We start from the raw sequence: 16,173 nt of genomic DNA, 5'->3' as shown, positions 1-16,173 counted from the left end.
AAGTTTTTATTATTAATTTTGCAAATGAATAATATGGTTTGTGCGCGCGAACATTAATAATTAAGAACAAGCATTCTAATAAAGTAAATTGTAACGTCCTTGAAACGAAATGCAATTAAGATAGAGAAAAGATGTCTCAGAAAATAAGAATTAAAGACATTGCTGAAAAAGCAGGTGTATCAGTAGGTACTGTTGACAGGATTATTCATAACCGTCCAAACGTTTCACCATCGGCCAGAGCAAAGGTAGAAAAGGTGCTGAAAGAAATAAACTATCGACCAAATATGTATGCAAGTGCACTTGCATACAATAAGTCATACACGTTCTATTTATTGATGCCGAAGCATGAAAGCGAGGCATATTGGCAGGAGATAGAGGAGGGAGCAAAGGACGCTTGTGAGGCAAGGAGAGACTTTCATATAGATATTAGGTTCATGTTCTATGAACGCTCTGACGAAGTTTCCTTTTCCTCTGCTTTTGAGGGAGTTATAGAAAGTAATCCGAATGGTGTTATAGTAATACCGAGTGACATGGATACTACAAAACGATACACTGATATTCTTCACGAACTTAACATCCCGTTTGTATTGCTCGACTCTTATATGCCAAGCCTACAGCCACTTAGTTTCTTCGGTCAAGACTCTTTCAATAGTGGATATTTCGCAGCACGCATGTTGATGCTCATTGCAAGAGATGAAAAGAAGATTATGCTGATGAAGTTGACAAAGAACGGTAAGGTGGCAAGTAAGCAACAGGAAAACCGTGAAGTTGGTTTCAGACATTACATGAACGAACATTTCCCTACTACGGAGATTGTTGATTTGGAGATGCCTATAGAATGTGAAAAGCATAAATATGACAGTATCTTGGATGACTTCTTTAGTGCTAATACTGACATACATCACTGTATAACAATGTGTTCTAAAGCACATATCGTAGGTGAGTATCTGCTTCGCAACGAGTTTGCTAACGTGCAAATAATGGGATATGATATGGTTGACAAAAACGCAGAATGTCTGAAAAAGGGTAGCATCTCATTCCTGATAGCCCAGCATGCCTACGTGCAAGGATATAGTAGTGTCAACACATTGTTCCGAGCAATAGTACTTAAGCAATCGGTGAAGCCAATCAACTACATGCCGATAGAATTATTGACAAAAGAGAACGTTGACTTCTACAACCGTGCGTTGATATAACATTCAAACTAATAGGCAGAACGTTGGTACAGAGCGCACAAATAGAATATCGATGCCGCGTATCGTAATAAAACTAAAAAAGAAGATGTTTATTTGGCTATTTCTTTAACTTGGTTTATCTTTGCACGTATGAAACAAAATTTATTGTCAAGATATTTACTTCCCATCATCGTGTTTCTTATATTTTTTACACTCGAAACACGCGCGCAATATGGTGATGTATTGTGTGAGGACACATGTTCTCATATACACGGTATAGACATAAGTCACTATCAGGGTACTGTGTTTTGGGAGTCGGTGGGTGAGAACAGCAAGATGGTATTTGTATATATAAAAGCCACAGAAGGAGAGACAAGAATAGACCCACGCTACAAAGAGAATATCGACCTTGCTCACAGGTACGGATTGAAAGTGGGTTCGTACCATTTCTATAGACCGCGAGCAGCACAAGAGGAACAACTTGCGAATTTCATTGCGCAGTGCAGACCGGCCGATCAAGACCTTACCCCAATGATAGACGTTGAGAGAAATGCCGGCATGGAATCCGAAGAACTATGCGACTCGCTGCTTAAATTTCTGCGACTCGTAGAGAAAGCGTATCACCAGAAACCCATAGTATATACTTATACCAATTTCTATAATAAGTATCTTGTTGGCGAACTGAACGACTATAAACTTTGGATAGCCCAATATTCAAGTCGTCCGCCGGTGCTTGCAGACGGGCGTGACTATCTTATGTGGCAATATACCGGAAAGGGACATATCAACGGTGTGAACGGATATGTTGACAAGAATCGTTTCATGGGTAGGCATACTATGAGAGAGATAAGATTCCGGCGAAGGTAGGCTTTTGACGCAAGAAGTAAACAACTAAATATAGAAAATATACACAAATATATAAAATGGCAATAATAAAATGTCCGGAATGTGGACATCAGGTGAGTGACAGAGCGCCTGTATGCCCCAGTTGCGGTGTAGAAATCGCAGGTAACGTAAACAAATGCACACGTTGTGGTGAAGTTTATTTCCGTTATGACCATTTCTGTCCAAATTGTCACCAGCCCTCCGGTGGCTATTCAGTGCCGGCAGAACAAAACCAAGAAATAACAGCACAGCCACCGACGGTAGTGCAAGAAGTTGTCACTCCGACTAATGTAAACAAGCAGGAATACAAACAATCTGCAATGGCCGTTGATGCGCAACAACCTATAAATGATGGGGAACAGGGCAAGAAGAAAAAGAAGAATTTCACTGCACTTATTGTTTCGTTCATACTTGCCTTGCTCGCTTGTGGTGTGTTGGTCTATTCATACAGCAATGCCAAGGCACATACAGAGATTGACGAATATGAGTTTGCAATGAAAAGCAACGACCCTACAGTGCTTCAACAATATCTCGATAATTTCATTGATGCACCGAAAGAGCATCGAGACAGCATTATGGCACATCTCGACAGACTAAAGAAAGTTGACGAAGCATGGAGTATAGTTGCAAGAAGCACTAATCGTGAAGAGATTATAAGATACCTTGAAGAGAACCCCAATTCGCCGCATAAGGAAGAACTTGTGCATCGTCTTGACTCAATAGACTGGGCTGCGGCAACAGGACAAAACACTGTTGAGGCTTATCAGCGTTATATTGATGAACACCCTACGGGCGAACACTACGATGAGGCACAGCAGGCTTTGAGCAAACAGAAAGCAAAGGAACTTAGTCCGGAGGATCGCCAGTTGATAAGTAAGGTTTTCCGTACCTTCTTTATCAGCATTAACTCAAGAAATGAGAGCGAACTTACATCTTCTGTTGCAGAGGTTATGTCATCATTCCTCGGTCGCACTAACGCATCTAAGGGTGATGTTATTGACTACATGAATCGTTCTTATAAAGATGGTGTCACCAGTATTGTATGGAGACTGAAAAACGACTATAAGATTACAAAGCGTGAAATAGGAGACGGTAATTTTGAATATGTAGTAAAATTCACCGCAGACCAAGACGTAATGCATGGTGAGTCGGCAAGCGACAAAAACGCATATAGTATAACAGCGAGGGTTAATCCCGATGGACTTATATCAGAAATGAATATGTCTAAACTCGCAAAGAGAGAAGAATAATAAAAGGAGGGTGTGTCAAATTGATATGAACCCCGAAAGTTAGACAAAAACTTTCGGGGTTTTTATTATGACAACAAAGAAAAGGAAAAAAGGTTTAATAGACATTTGGTAGGCAGGAATTGACTGCCTACCAAATGTCCATTAAGTCATGATACTCCCAAAAATAATATTAAATAATTAATAAAGTTAAAACCATTATAGTTTTAAAGCATTTTAAACTACCTTTGTATTATTAAAATACAACAGAATATGGATTGGCAGATTATTATAGTATTAATTGTTTTAGTTTTTGTTGTTTTCCGCGCTTTCTATCTGATATGGCGAAAAATAAAGAATGTCGATAACCCTTGCTGTGGTTGCGATGGCTGTAATACGAGAAGAGTAGGGCAACTTCAGGGCAAAGGAAAATGTCATAATGATGCAAGAAAAGGCATCAAATATTTGCGAGAATAAAAATAAAATGCTACCTTTGCACTCGGTTATGAAAATGGTACCTTGGCCGATCGGTTAGGTAACGGTCTGCAAAACCGTGTAGAGCAGTTCGACTCTGCTAGGTACCTCCAAAATAATAGCTCCTCCATTAATGCTAACGGGGGAGCTATTTAAGTAAGGATTGACTTCTAACAGGTTATCTTTTATCTTTTTACAATATGATTTTCTATTTCTCAGCAACAGGAAATACTCTTTGGGCAGCAAAACAGTTGGCAGTTTTTTTAAACGATACTCTTGTCAACATGGCCAATGCTGATACCAATATTGAATACGAACTAAAAGATAATGAAAGAATAGGTTTCTGTTTCCCTGTACATGGTTGGAGACCTCCTTTGTTGGTAAGGCATTTCATAAAAAGGCTCAGAATAAGGAATTACAACAAAAATTACTGCTGGGCATTGTGCACCGCAGGTGATGATATAGGTCTGACGATGGAATATCTATCAAAAGACCTTTCGTCTTTAGGCATTTGTCTTGACAGTATATTCTCTCTTATAATGCCGGAAAGTTATGTGGGGTTACCGTTCATGGATGTTGACAAGCCACAAAAAGAACTCGAAAAGAAAGAGAAGGCAAAGAATATGCTTGCCGAACAAATAAAAAGCATTGAAAAAAGAGAAATAGGAATAGTTGACACATATAAAGGACGCTGGCCGAGAACAAACAGTTATTTACTCGGCACATTATTCATAAAGTGCCTAATAACCGACAAACCTTTCCGAGTTGAAGAGGAGAAGTGCACCAAGTGCGGAATCTGTGCAAGCGTATGCCCCGTGAACGATATAAAGGGCGGCAAAGGAATGATGCCGGAATGGAAACACAACAACACTTGCCTTACATGTTTCAACTGCTACCACCACTGTCCTAAACATGCCATAGAATATGGTAAAAGGACAAAGAATAAAGGGCAATATTATTTTAAAAAGAACAGAATAGATAACAACTAAAAAATAAAAAGCAATGAATAGGATCGTATTTGTTTTCGCATCGCTATTGTTTAGCGTATCATTATGGGCCGTTAAAGTGCATCCGGAACCTGCTGTAATAACTCAAAGTGACGGTACAAAGATTACAGTTTATGCCTTTGGCGATGAACACAATCATTGGTATACCACATCCGATGGTGTGCTACTATACCATGAAGGGTTCGATTATTATGTTGCCGAAATTGATGCCAATGGAAATCTTATACCTACAAAGCAGTTGGCTCACGAAGTTTCGTCACGAAGTGAGATAGAAAAAAAAATGATAAAGAAACAGAATCGCCGTCTGTTCTATAACGTTATAGATAAAGAGATTTCGAAACATGCTGCTCGTAGGGAACCCATAGCCGACAACAGTACTCTATTTCCACACAAAGGAACTCCAAGGGCAATAGTAATACTTGCAGAGTTCACAGACAGTGTCTTCAAAGATGCAGACCCGAAAAGTGTTTTTGAACAATATCTCAATGCCGAGCAAATAGACAATACGGTAGGCAATTCTACCGTAGGAAAAAATTACGGTAGTGTAAAGAAATACTTCAAGGATATGAGTTATGGAAAATTCATGCCGCAGTTTGACATCTATGGACCTGTGAAACTATCAAAAGAACTAAAATATTACGGCGAAGGAAAACACGACCACATGAATAGGCTCTTGCCGGAGGTGTGTCAGTTGGCCGATAACGAGATTGACTTTTCACAATACGATGAGAACAATGATGGATATATAGACTTGGTATATGTCATCTGTGCCGGATATTCACAGTCTTATTCTCAAAACTCCACAGACTGTATTTGGCCGAAATCAGGCAGTTTCAATTTTGGCACTTACGATGGTAAAAAGGCATTTAGGTATGGTGTGCATACAGAATTAAATGCCTTTCCCGGAGCATTTAAAAAACAAGGACTTGACTATGCCATAAACGGAATAGGTCTTTTCTGCCATGAGTTTTCTCACTGTATGGGATTGCCTGATTTTTACCCTGTAAGTCCCGCGGCACAGAATGCATTTAATCCGGGTATGGAACTCTGGGACATTATGGACGGAGGAGAATATTTAAAGAACGGATATTCACCCACTGAGTACACTGCATGGGAACGAGAAGCAATGGGTTGGTTTGTCATTGACGAGTTGACCACGGACGACAAGGGAAACGTTGCTCTCGGGAATATAAACAACGGCGGTAAGGCTTATAGAATAAAGAACGATGCTGACCCTACGGGTAATGAATACCTCGTACTGCAATACATTGAGAAAGCAGGCTGGAATAAACCTCTTTACGGTCAGGGAATGCTTGTCACCCATGTTGATTACGATGCCACAGCATTTTCACTTTCTTCAAATTCCGTGAACAACACCATAGGTCATTCAAGATATACCATTATCCCGGCAGACGGAATTTATATAAGTTCTTATGATACAAGTAAGACCAGAGAAGAGTATAAGAAAAGCATGGAAGGAGATCCCTATCCTTTTTTCGGTATCACCGAACTATGTTCTATACCTTGGTACACCGGTAACGACACCAAAAAGCCGATTCTTAATATAAAAGAAGACATATCAGCACCTGTCGAGAAACTTACGTTCGATTATATAGTTCCACACGACACCATAATTCCAAGAGAAGGATTTGTTTTTGAAAACATTTTTGTAAATGGTGCTCCGGAAGGAAACATCACCATGACAAACGCGGCAATAACATCATATTCAAATGGTGACAAAGTGATTGAAGCAACCGATTTCAATAACGCAGAAATACAATTTGCTGATCAATTCAATGCAAACGGCAAAGATTCTCTGCATATAGACATCTTTGCATACGAGAATATGCAGGTAAAAATAGGTTTCACGGAAAAGAGTGGAAAAAACGGAATGAAGCCTGAAGGTGTCAAAAAAGAATCCGGAACACAAATGTTTGACTTGAAAGAAAAAACATGGACAAGAATAGATGTTTCTGTTGAAAAACTTGCCAATGGAGGAATTGCTATCGAAGACATCGGTGGTATAACCCTTTCCAATGGTAATGGGAAAACGATATACATTAATAACATTTATTTCTACACCCCAAAAGTCAATGCAATAGACGAGATTCAAAACAATGCAGACATTCATGACAAGATATATACTCCTGAAGGCATACGCATAAATACAGACAAGAAAAACCTTAAAAAGGGATTGTATATAATCAATGGGAAGAAATACATGATAAAATAACAAAACATCATTGCTAAAAAGTATATTTCAGCAAGGAGCACTTACCATTAAAGACCTTCCTGGAATATACTTTTTTTATTTGTGATAATTTATCTGCCGCCCACAAAAAGATGTTGCAAAAAAATGACTTAGAACAATAACACGAAAACTCCGGCAAGCACAAAAAGTACTGCAACAAGTCGGGTAAGCCATGCCTTTGCAAAGCGCATGCCATTGTTTAAACGCGAGAAACTGCTAACACTGTAAGCAAAGACCCACGACATGATAATTACAGGCAACCCGGTGCCTAATGCAAAACTCACCGGAAGTAAATATCCGATGGGCGACTCCACAGCCATCGGCATTATCATCCCGAAATATACGACACCACTTTCCGGACAGAATGCCAAAGCAAAGATAATACCGAGCACCACAGGAGCAACATTTCTGCCTCCGAAAGGCAACCGTGGCACGTGCTCATGATGATGAAGCAGGTCGTTATAAAGCAGATATGCACCGATGATTATCAGCATGGGGGCCAACACCCGCTCTCCCCATTCAGATATGATTTCACCGACATTCAACACCTCAACGCCGCTTTGCACAAGCAATATTATTATCCAGCCGAGCAATGTATAACTGATTGTACGTCCTAAAGTGTATAACAATCCGTTGATAAAAACCTTTGTACGGTCATCTATATCCTTCCCGATATAGCCCATTGCGGCTATATTCGTAGCCAACGGACATGGATGCAATGCCACAAGTGCTCCAAGTATGAAAGCAGTGAGCAACGGCCACTGCGAGTTATGCATTATATCTTGAATCAATTCCATTTCACCTTTCACTTCATAATATAAGATTGCAAAGTTACTCATTATTTATTAAAGATTATAAGAATAACAAAAAAAAGGGCACTAAAATCAATATTAATTAGTATTTTTGCATCTACTATGAGCAATTCTTTCAAAGGTTATATGTTAGGCGTATTGGCTGCCGCATCGTATGGCACCAATCCGTTGTTTGCGTTGCCACTGCTTAATGCCGGTATCGAAGCTTCGAGCGTCTTGTTTATACGTTATATGTTGGCTATACCGATGCTTGTCATAATAATGTTAGTACGCGGACGCAGTTTCGGACTGAAGAAAAACCAGTGGGTTCCACTCATTACGCTTGGTATGCTTATGGCTGCATCGTCCCTGTTGCTTTATGTCAGTTACACATACATAGGTTCAGCCATTGCCTCAACGTTGCTTTTTGTATATCCAATCATAGTCACTATAATTATGGCATTGTTCTATCATGAGAAAGTGTCTATAATCACCATTGCCAGTATTATGTTGGCAATAGCCGGCATATCCATGCTATATCGTGGTGGAGACGGTCAGGCTCTCTCATTGGTAGGTCTGCTGATGGTGGGCGGCTCGGCTCTTTCATACGCTATTTATTTGGTATTTGTCAACATGCCAAAACTAAAGACAGTATCTACCTTAAAAATTACACTCTACGTTATTATCTTCGGAACGTTACTGTACGCACTTAATTTCGACATCAATAGTTTAAGCGTGCTCAACAATTCGGCATGGCTTTGGGCTGATGCTTTGGCAATGGCGTTTTTCCCAACGGCTTTTTCTCTAATTTGTACGAGTGCTGCAATCCAGAAAATCGGCTCTACCCCTGTAGCGATATTAGGCGCATTCGAGCCTGTTTCTGCAGTTTTCTTTGCCGTAACGATATTCAGCGAGCCTATGACACTACGATTGGTCGTTGGTATCTTGCTCATCATCGTTTCCGTAACGCTCATCATCTCTGCCGGTTCCGTAGTAAACTTACTGATGCGTGTTCGTAAAATGTTCCCAAGAAAGAAACGTCTTTAAAACCAAATTCGCCCATTTTACTTTGCAATTTCGGCGAAATTGGTTAGCAAAATGGGCGAATTTGGTCAGCAAAACAGCATAAATTGAAAAACACTTTATTTTATGGTGTGCATGGAATGATATTCTGCAAGGGCATCGATAGGCTCTTTCAGTATTTTTGAAACGCTAAAACCATGAGCGTTTGCCACCTTTATATATATGTCACTGTAAGCGTCGGCAATGCTTCCTACGGCAGCCACAGGTATTTCCGAATGTGAATATCGACAAACATTCTTGACAAAGAACTGCTCAATGTTGTATTCAACAATATCTGCCAACGGCTTTATATCAAGATGATTGATAATAAATAATGACGTTGATGCAAGGTAACGATTAGCATTCGGTTCACGATAAACGCGGCGTATCACGTCATCGTATGTCTGACATGTTTCAGTAAGGTATTGGTCAGCCAACTCCGCAGGCAAATCTCCTTTGAAAAGTGCATTAAGAAACATCTTCCCGAGAGATGCACCACTACCCTCATCGCCGAGGATATAGCCAAGCGGTGGTACATTCTCTACTATTGAAGAGCCATCATAAAGGCAAGAATTGCTGCCAGTACCGAGAATACATGCTATGCCTTCAGAGTCGCCAAAAAGTGCTCTCGCCGCCCCATAAAGGTCGCTCTCCACCTCAATGTGTGGCAAGCATTTCGCATCTGCAAATGCTATTCGCATGGTGTCGGTTATTCGTTGTATTGCCTTCCCACGACAACCGGCACCGTAGAAATATATTTCACTCGGCATAATAGGTAAGGAACAGACTAACTCATTAAGCACTGTCAACACGATCTCTTCTGTTTGAACGACGGGATTAATACCAATCGTGGTAATCTTTTTCTCTACCTCTCCACCATTCATAAGAACCCATGAAGTTTTGGTACTTCCACTATCTGCTATCAGTTTCATGACCGCAAAAGTACAAAAATAAACGTTAACACCCACATGTTTGCATAAGTTTTAATGCAAATACAAGTAGTTATCAACAAAATACAGTATATCGGGAAGCATTATACGCACCAAATTTAGAGAAGGGGGCAACAAACACAAGTGGTTTATTAAAACAATGATAGTCAGAAAGTTAAGCGCAAAACCGCTTACATACATCTGACTATCGAAGTGATTCCGTTGGGGTTCGAACCCAAGACCCACAGCTTAGAAGGCTGTTGCTCTAATCCAACTGAGCTACGGAACCATTACTTAAATTCGAGTGCAAAGGTAGATATTTTTATGCGCATGACCAAATTTTTAAGGCAAAAAACTAAGTAATTAGGAAAAGAAACGGTAACTTTGCAGCATGAAACAAATCAGATGGGGATTTATCGGCTGTGGTGAAGTCACTGAAAAAAAGTCAGGGCCGGCATTCAGGGAGGTAGAAGGCTCTGATATTGTTGCTGTGATGGGACGTGATGCTCACAAAACCCGAATGTATGCAGAAAGGCACAGAATACCGAAATGGTACACCGATGCATCGGAGTTGATAGAAGACCATGACGTGAACGCCGTATATATAGCCACCCCCCCATCAAGCCATGCAACATTTGCAATTATGTCTATGAAGGCAGGCAAACCTGTTTATGTGGAGAAGCCATTGGCATCAAGTTACGATGACTGTGCAAGAATAAACAGGGTGAGCGAACAGACCGGCATTCCTTGTTTCGTGGCATATTACAGAAGATACCTTCCATACTTCATAAAAGTAAAGAGCCTCGTGGAATCAGGTGCCATTGGTAAGGTGATGAACGTACAACTGCGCTTCTCATGTCCCCCGCGAGAACTCGACTATTCCACCATTTCCAATCTGCCTTGGCGACTTCAACCGGACATTGCAGGAGGAGGATATTTCTATGACTTGGCTCCACACCAACTTGATTTGCTCCAAAATATGTTCGGAGTGATAATAAAGACTGAGGGTATCTGCACCAATCGTGGTGGACTTTATAAGGCAGAAGACACCATCAGCGCATGTTTTCAGTTTGAATCGGGACTTCCCGGCAGTGGTTCGTGGTGCTTCGCAGGTCATGAATCGTCGCGCGAAGACCGCATTGGGGTTATTGGTGATGCCGGTATGCTCACGTTTTCGGTTTTCGACTATGCCCCAATAGAAATCATTACGAGCGAGGGACTGACAACTTTAACAGTGCCCAATCCACCATACGTACAGTTACCTATAATAAAAAGCGTTACTGAACATCTGCAAGGATTGAACGTTTGTCTCAGTACAAGCGTTTCGGCAACTCCCGTGAATTGGGTCATGGACAGAATATTAGGAAAATTCTGATATATGTATATGTTTCAGGCATATAAAAATCTGCGGCTTTACGTCATATTCTCCGTTCTGCTCGTATCGGTATCGCTTTTTGCGAATAATGATATTGCACCAAGCGATAGTATTATGGAAAAAGCAGAAAAGGGCGTTAATAAAAAGAATGTGATATATAGTTTTTTAAAGTCTTTCAACGAGATAGACAGTACTTATATAGAACCTCAGCATTACAACTATACAGTTATGCTGCAAAATACCACGACATACGAAATTTATAACCTGACAAGCAAAAGTGGGCAGGCCGTGACATTTGCACCGAAGCCGATAATAAAGTTAGGGCCTTATTTCGGTTGGAGATGGGTTTTCCTCGGATATACTTTCGACATCAATCATCTATCCAAAACCAACAATAAAAAGGAGTTTGACATAAGCCTATATAGTTCGCAAATAGGTATAGATTTGTATTACCGTAAGTCGGGAAAAGACTATCTAATAAAGTCGATAAAGTTTAGCGATGGTCAGATAAGCCGCAAGGAGATGGCTTTCTCCGGTATTGAGGTAGGTATAAAGGGTTTTAATATATATTACATCTTCAACCATAAGAAATTCTCATACCCTGCCGCATTCAGTCAGAGTACAGTTCAGAAGAAAAGTTGCGGTTCGCCACTCATAGGCATAGGATATACGAGTCATAGTCTAAAACTCGACTATAACAAACTTCATGACATCATTGCTGACGTGGCAGATAGTCACCATAAAGAGAAAGTTGATTCCGGATTGATGTTCAACCATGTGAAATATGTGGACTATTCGGTATCGGGCGGTTACGCATATAACTATGTTTTTGCACGTAACTGTCTGTTTGCCGCTTCGCTATCGTTGGCAGTAGCCTATAAAAGGTCGATAGGAGAAAGACAAGACCATAATTTCCAGTTGCGCGATTTCAAGTTCTCCAATTTCAATATGGATGCCATTGGCCGTTTCGGATTGGTTTATAACAACATGAAATGGTATTGCGGTGCGAGTGCAATTATAAAAGCATACAATTACCGCAAGCCTCAATTCTCTACCAACAATGTTTTCGGTTCGTTGAATATTTACGCAGGTATAAACTTTGGAAAGAGAAAAGAATACAGGAATAAGAAATAATTATTGACATGGTAAGGATATTTGTTATTTGCGTCATGCTCTTCATGGCATCTTTTGCCGGTGCTTCAGGCAAAAGCACTTATTTACGAGAAGACAGTGTAATGGTTGTCAGATTGTTGTCCGAAGCAAAGACAATGCCGAAAGGAGAAAACCCGGTGCTATTCTTCGCACGCAAGTTTATAGGCAAACCATACGTTGCACACACATTAGAAGTGAACAAGAAGGAGCAACTTGTGGTAAACCTGCGCGAACTCGACTGCACTACATTCGTTGAGACGGTGCTTGCATTGACAATGACTGCCAAAGAGAATAACTATTCTTTCAAGGGCTACTGCGACAACCTTACCAAGATAAGGTATCAAAATGGCACGCTGAAAGACTATTCTTCGCGTCTGCATTATTTCACAGCCTGGATAAAAGACAATGTAAAAATGGGCATTGTGGATGAAGTTATGGGAGACACAGAGTTGTTCAGTGGCTTGCAGATCGTAGATGCCACTTATATGACAAAACATAGCGGCAGTTACAAAATGCTCGCAGGCGACACTGCAATGATACGAAAAATTGCACTGATGGAAAAAGATATATGTGGTCAAAAATACAGATACATCCCTAACGGAAATATCCAAGACACAAAAGAACTGAGAAACATTATACACGATGGCGATGTAATTGCAATAGTTACAAGCAAGAAAGGCCTCGAAATCTCACATCTTGGATTTGCAGTGTGGAGACGTGACGGACTGCATTTGCTCAATGCTTCATCATTAAAACATAAAGTTGTGGAAGAACGTGCAACACTAAAGAACTACCTTATAGGACGAAAAACAGCACTCGGAGTGCGAGTGCTGCGTTTGAAGTGACTTTTAGTAGAACAAAATGTCACTTTAGGAGGCAAAAAAGAAGTGATAATGAAGCACAAGATAAGAACAGAATGCGTGTATAATAAGACCACAGGATGGTATGAGACACGATAAGTTGAGTTAAAAGGTTACACATTCATAGATGATGACCGTATTTTAATTGACCGTGAATAACTTGAAAGCGGTGTTTTTGCAGATAAAATCATCATGAAGTATCACATAAGCAGTTGTTCGTTGTCGTTTTTCTGGATGGACAAAATCATGAATGAAAAAGACTTGTTACCTTTGCAGCAGAATTCTATTCTTGACGAGGAATGAAAAGACTAAGGACGAACTTTTAATAGAGAAAGACGCTGAGATAAAGTGTCTTCGAAAGGCGCAGGAACTAGAGAGGTTCAGTTCTCATGCATATTCCACCATGATTGATCTTGCAGATCAAACATTCAACATCCATGTAAGAAAAAACTGGTACCAAACATTAATTCTGTTTCTCTAAGAGGACTCATGGGTTGCCATGACTACTTTTTGCGAACTGTTTGGTTACAGCAGACAAGCAGATAACAAGCGTGATGAAAAGGACGGCTTTGCCGAGAAGATACCATAGAGCCCATTATTATTGAGAATCCACGTGAGTATCGCAAGGCCAATCCCGGAGTGGGTGCGCCTAAGTTGCATGCTATCTTGAAGAAATTGTTCTATGACACCGGTTGCTTTCCTGTCCGGGCGCGTTCAAGGAGATGCTTCGCAAGCATAGGCTTTACGTATCAGGTGTTGTTTTAGTTGAGGTTATAGTGGGGAAGGATACCGGAAAACAATAAGATACTTCTCAAAACAATGTTCCTCACTGAGAAGCATAAAGCAATCGAACCTCTATTCAAATCATATTCTTTGAAACTGGAATAGGTAAGGGTAACGCATTGACGAAGTCAGTAATTATTCTTTATATATGAGCAATTTTATTTGCTTATTGTTGTCAATGTCGTAAAAATGTAGTAATATTGCACTCTAAATAAATTTATATATTAAGTTATGAAGAAAGAGTTTTTCCTTATTACATTATTTATTTTTTTGTTCTCTGCCGTTACTTATGCACAGAAAACTATGCGCGATATATGGATAGCAATGCCTGACAGTATTGTTGCATATCTTGATAAGGGCAAACGAACCGAGATGGTTGACTTATACGCAACGCAAATGAAAGCAGAAGTAAAGAACAGGCTCGGTGGAATGTCTGTAATGGATAAATTGACAGACGACTATGTTTGTGTGACATTAAATTCATGTTCGATATTACAGTTGAAAAAGTTTTCAACCAATGAATCTTTTATAATATGTGTTGTCAAGTCGTTCAAGGCACCGGAACCGGAATGTGAGATATCCTTTTTCGATTCCCAATGGCAGTTAAAAACCGATAAGTTCGGTTTACCTGTTACGAATGATGAGAGTGTGCTTAAGCGAGATTTCATAAATAAACCGGATACGATGTCTCAAGAGGAGTTTGAAGAATTGTTATCTATTTTTGATCCACTTATGCTTTCGGCAGAACTCTCTGAAACAGAACCGATAGTCACCTTGATGCTCAGCAAACCATTGCTTAGAAGTGAAGAAATTGATAATGCTATTGCAATAATTAAGCAAAGGAAGTTTAAATGGAGTGGATATATTTTTACAGAATGTTAAAACTTATAATAATATCATCTAAAATACTTGCAATTTAAAATTAAATGATTAAATTTGCAACGTGTTTTTCATGGTATTAGATTATTAAGGTTATTAAAGGATTGATTGTCGTGAGACAATCAATTTCTTCTTTTAAGGCAACCTCTTTTTTATGGTTTTAGGCTCAGTAGTATAAAGGTGGGGATATTTTTATATTGATTTTTTCCTTTGCATTATGGAAGGAAATATCTATATCAGTTAGCCGAGTTTTTTTATCCGTAGATTAATTAAATTACTTTTCTATAACATGATTCTTCATTATTGCGTATTTATCTTGATGAGAAGATGGATGAAGAACTTTAGCTCCACGGATAATTCCGGTTGTTGAGTTGATATTCAAGAATAAAGAGTTGCCATCCTGTACATAAAGAACTTAATGTCTCTCACCCCCCTGAATTGTGCTCTTAATGCCTTTATTTTGGCATTAAAAGATTCTGCCGATGCGTTTGTGAGCCTTTCTTGAAAATAGTTTATGATGGTGTCGTTATGGTTTTCAAAAGTCTCGATTACTTTGTTAAAACCTTTGTTCGCCATTGCTTCCACTTTGTTGTACCACCTTGCCAGATTAAGTCTGGCCTGATCAGGCTTGGACTTTTTGTTGAATATGTCCACTAATTCCGGATAGATATGGTATGCTTTCTGCAATGCAGGAAAAGCCTTGAACAGAATATCCGCCCTTTGTTGTTGTTTCTCGCTCCACTTTGACTTGTGCATCAGTATGAGATGTCTGCTTCGCGCCATTATTTGCGGCATGGTTTCTCCGTTATCCATTCTCTTAGGTTTCCATGTACCTATACGTTGCTTTTCCTGTGCTGTCTTTGCCTGCCTGCGCTTTTTGCGGTATTCCCTTATTTACGCGAGTTCGGGTTAAGAAAGTCTCTATAAAAGTTGGTAATCTCGTTAGTTTTTTGTAACTTTATGGTTGTAAATCAATAACTTACAAAACAACCAAGCGATGATTACCAAAGACAAAGTTATAGAAATTTTCTGTATTATTGATGAGTTTGACAAGAATTTGAATGTTGAACTGAGTAAAAACCTATGTTTACCTTCCTATAATAGCAATGGAAAACGTTTTAGGAATCGTAAGGGAAGGCTTTCTGAAAGTGAAATTATGACCATCCTTGTATGCTATCATTTCGGTACATATCGTAATTTCAAGGAGTATTACCGGAACTGTATCCGTGGGTGGCTCAGGCATGAATTCCCTGCAGCCGTCTCCTATAATCGTTTTGTAGAACTCATGCCCCGTGTGTTCTTTAAGATGATGTTGTTCATGAAA

At 39.7% G+C, this 16,173-nt stretch carries 14 protein-coding genes, 2 tRNA genes and 1 pseudogene; 13 read left to right on the top strand and 4 right to left on the bottom strand.

Translation table 11 applies throughout. The features are described from left to right. The first annotated feature begins 131 nt into the window (after positions 1 to 131). The 7 genes from EHV08_RS04340 (at position 132) to EHV08_RS04310 (ending at position 7,000) form a co-directional block, all read left to right on the top strand. Positions 132 to 1,196, top strand: coding sequence for a LacI family DNA-binding transcriptional regulator (locus EHV08_RS04340; RefSeq protein ID WP_126678244.1), 1,065 nt, complete (start codon positions 132 to 134; stop codon positions 1,194 to 1,196). Between the two features lie 129 nt (positions 1,197 to 1,325). Beyond that, positions 1,326 to 2,042, top strand: coding sequence for a glycoside hydrolase family 25 protein (locus EHV08_RS04335; RefSeq protein ID WP_126678243.1), 717 nt, complete (start codon positions 1,326 to 1,328; stop codon positions 2,040 to 2,042). 56 nt (positions 2,043 to 2,098) lie between these two features. Continuing rightward, a complete protein-coding gene (locus EHV08_RS04330) occupies positions 2,099 to 3,310 on the top strand; it encodes a zinc ribbon domain-containing protein (protein WP_126678242.1) in 1,212 nt (403 codons plus the stop codon). A 249-nt stretch (positions 3,311 to 3,559) separates the two neighbouring features. Then, positions 3,560 to 3,763 carry a FeoB-associated Cys-rich membrane protein gene (locus tag EHV08_RS04325; RefSeq protein WP_126678241.1) on the top strand — a complete coding sequence of 68 codons (204 nt, stop codon included), beginning with the start codon at positions 3,560 to 3,562 and terminating at the stop codon, positions 3,761 to 3,763. A gap of 36 nt (positions 3,764 to 3,799) precedes the next feature. Continuing rightward, positions 3,800 to 3,873, top strand: a tRNA-Cys gene (locus EHV08_RS04320). Between the two features lie 87 nt (positions 3,874 to 3,960). Continuing rightward, the gene (locus tag EHV08_RS04315) at positions 3,961 to 4,749 is read left to right on the top strand and encodes an EFR1 family ferrodoxin (protein ID WP_126678240.1); all 789 of its coding nucleotides are present in this window, start codon (positions 3,961 to 3,963) and stop codon (positions 4,747 to 4,749) included. A gap of 13 nt (positions 4,750 to 4,762) precedes the next feature. Beyond that, positions 4,763 to 7,000 (top strand): M6 family metalloprotease domain-containing protein, encoded by a 2,238-nt coding sequence (locus tag EHV08_RS04310; protein ID WP_126678239.1) that lies wholly within the window; start codon positions 4,763 to 4,765, stop codon positions 6,998 to 7,000. 128 nt (positions 7,001 to 7,128) lie between these two features. Here the strand turns inward: EHV08_RS04310 and EHV08_RS04305 are convergent, their stop codons facing one another. After that, a complete protein-coding gene (locus tag EHV08_RS04305) occupies positions 7,129 to 7,857 on the bottom strand; it encodes an aromatic aminobenezylarsenical efflux permease ArsG family transporter (RefSeq protein ID WP_126678238.1) in 729 nt (242 codons plus the stop codon). A 75-nt stretch (positions 7,858 to 7,932) separates the two neighbouring features. Between EHV08_RS04305 and EHV08_RS04300 the strand changes: the two genes are divergently transcribed. After that, a complete protein-coding gene (locus tag EHV08_RS04300; protein ID WP_126678237.1) occupies positions 7,933 to 8,856 on the top strand; it encodes a DMT family transporter in 924 nt (307 codons plus the stop codon). Between the two features lie 95 nt (positions 8,857 to 8,951). On the opposite strand, the gene EHV08_RS04295 is transcribed toward EHV08_RS04300, so the two are convergent. Continuing rightward, entirely contained in the window at positions 8,952 to 9,803 is an 852-nt protein-coding gene (locus EHV08_RS04295; RefSeq protein ID WP_126678236.1) for an ATPase, read from the bottom strand. A gap of 211 nt (positions 9,804 to 10,014) precedes the next feature. After that, positions 10,015 to 10,089, bottom strand: a tRNA-Arg gene (locus EHV08_RS04290). Positions 10,090 to 10,191: 102 nt separating this feature from the next. Here EHV08_RS04290 and EHV08_RS04285 point away from each other — a divergent pair. The 4 genes from EHV08_RS04285 (at position 10,192) to EHV08_RS04270 (ending at position 14,852) form a co-directional block, all read left to right on the top strand. Continuing rightward, positions 10,192 to 11,175, top strand: coding sequence for a Gfo/Idh/MocA family protein (locus EHV08_RS04285; RefSeq protein ID WP_126678235.1), 984 nt, complete (start codon positions 10,192 to 10,194; stop codon positions 11,173 to 11,175). Positions 11,176 to 11,289: 114 nt separating this feature from the next. Continuing rightward, complete coding sequence (locus EHV08_RS04280; RefSeq protein WP_238988004.1) at positions 11,290 to 12,309, top strand: DUF4421 domain-containing protein; 1,020 nt, start codon at positions 11,290 to 11,292, stop codon at positions 12,307 to 12,309. An 8-nt stretch (positions 12,310 to 12,317) separates the two neighbouring features. After that, complete coding sequence (locus EHV08_RS04275; protein ID WP_126678233.1) at positions 12,318 to 13,172, top strand: N-acetylmuramoyl-L-alanine amidase-like domain-containing protein; 855 nt, start codon at positions 12,318 to 12,320, stop codon at positions 13,170 to 13,172. Between the two features lie 1,029 nt (positions 13,173 to 14,201). After that, entirely contained in the window at positions 14,202 to 14,852 is a 651-nt protein-coding gene (locus tag EHV08_RS04270) for a DUF3256 family protein (protein WP_126678232.1), read from the top strand. A 375-nt stretch (positions 14,853 to 15,227) separates the two neighbouring features. Here EHV08_RS04270 and EHV08_RS04265 read toward each other — a convergent pair whose 3' ends face one another. Further along, positions 15,228 to 15,662 carry a transposase gene (locus EHV08_RS04265; protein WP_126678231.1) on the bottom strand — a complete coding sequence of 145 codons (435 nt, stop codon included), beginning with the start codon at positions 15,660 to 15,662 and terminating at the stop codon, positions 15,228 to 15,230. Positions 15,663 to 15,846: 184 nt separating this feature from the next. On the opposite strand from EHV08_RS04265, the pseudogene EHV08_RS11630 reads away from it, so the two are divergent. After that, positions 15,847 to 16,173, top strand: a pseudogene (locus EHV08_RS11630) (IS982 family transposase); the annotation flags it as partial.

The organism is Prevotella koreensis, assembly GCF_003977605.1.
Taxonomy (GTDB): Bacteria; Bacteroidota; Bacteroidia; order Bacteroidales; family Bacteroidaceae; genus Prevotella; species Prevotella koreensis.
The sequence above is the reverse complement of the archived record's forward strand: the minus strand, read 5'-3'. Positions and strand labels throughout refer to the sequence as shown.

Bases quoted from the DNA above. Each gene is read 5' to 3' on its own strand.
- EHV08_RS04265 (WP_126678231.1), bottom strand. From the start codon at position 15,662: ATGGATAACGGAGAAACCATGCCGCAAATAATGGCGCGAAGCAGACAT.
- EHV08_RS04305 (WP_126678238.1), bottom strand. From the start codon at position 7,857: ATGAGTAACTTTGCAATCTTATATTATGAAGTGAAAGGTGAAATGGAA.
- EHV08_RS04335 (WP_126678243.1), top strand. From the start codon at position 1,326: ATGAAACAAAATTTATTGTCAAGATATTTACTTCCCATCATCGTGTTT.
- EHV08_RS04340 (WP_126678244.1), top strand. From the start codon at position 132: ATGTCTCAGAAAATAAGAATTAAAGACATTGCTGAAAAAGCAGGTGTA.
- EHV08_RS04310 (WP_126678239.1), top strand. From the start codon at position 4,763: ATGAATAGGATCGTATTTGTTTTCGCATCGCTATTGTTTAGCGTATCA.
- EHV08_RS04285 (WP_126678235.1), top strand. From the start codon at position 10,192: ATGAAACAAATCAGATGGGGATTTATCGGCTGTGGTGAAGTCACTGAA.
- EHV08_RS04330 (WP_126678242.1), top strand. From the start codon at position 2,099: ATGGCAATAATAAAATGTCCGGAATGTGGACATCAGGTGAGTGACAGA.
- EHV08_RS04270 (WP_126678232.1), top strand. From the start codon at position 14,202: ATGAAGAAAGAGTTTTTCCTTATTACATTATTTATTTTTTTGTTCTCT.
- EHV08_RS04275 (WP_126678233.1), top strand. From the start codon at position 12,318: ATGGTAAGGATATTTGTTATTTGCGTCATGCTCTTCATGGCATCTTTT.
- EHV08_RS04295 (WP_126678236.1), bottom strand. From the start codon at position 9,803: ATGAAACTGATAGCAGATAGTGGAAGTACCAAAACTTCATGGGTTCTT.
- EHV08_RS04300 (WP_126678237.1), top strand. From the start codon at position 7,933: ATGAGCAATTCTTTCAAAGGTTATATGTTAGGCGTATTGGCTGCCGCA.
- EHV08_RS04280 (WP_238988004.1), top strand. From the start codon at position 11,290: ATGGAAAAAGCAGAAAAGGGCGTTAATAAAAAGAATGTGATATATAGT.
- EHV08_RS04325 (WP_126678241.1), top strand. From the start codon at position 3,560: ATGGATTGGCAGATTATTATAGTATTAATTGTTTTAGTTTTTGTTGTT.
- EHV08_RS04315 (WP_126678240.1), top strand. From the start codon at position 3,961: ATGATTTTCTATTTCTCAGCAACAGGAAATACTCTTTGGGCAGCAAAA.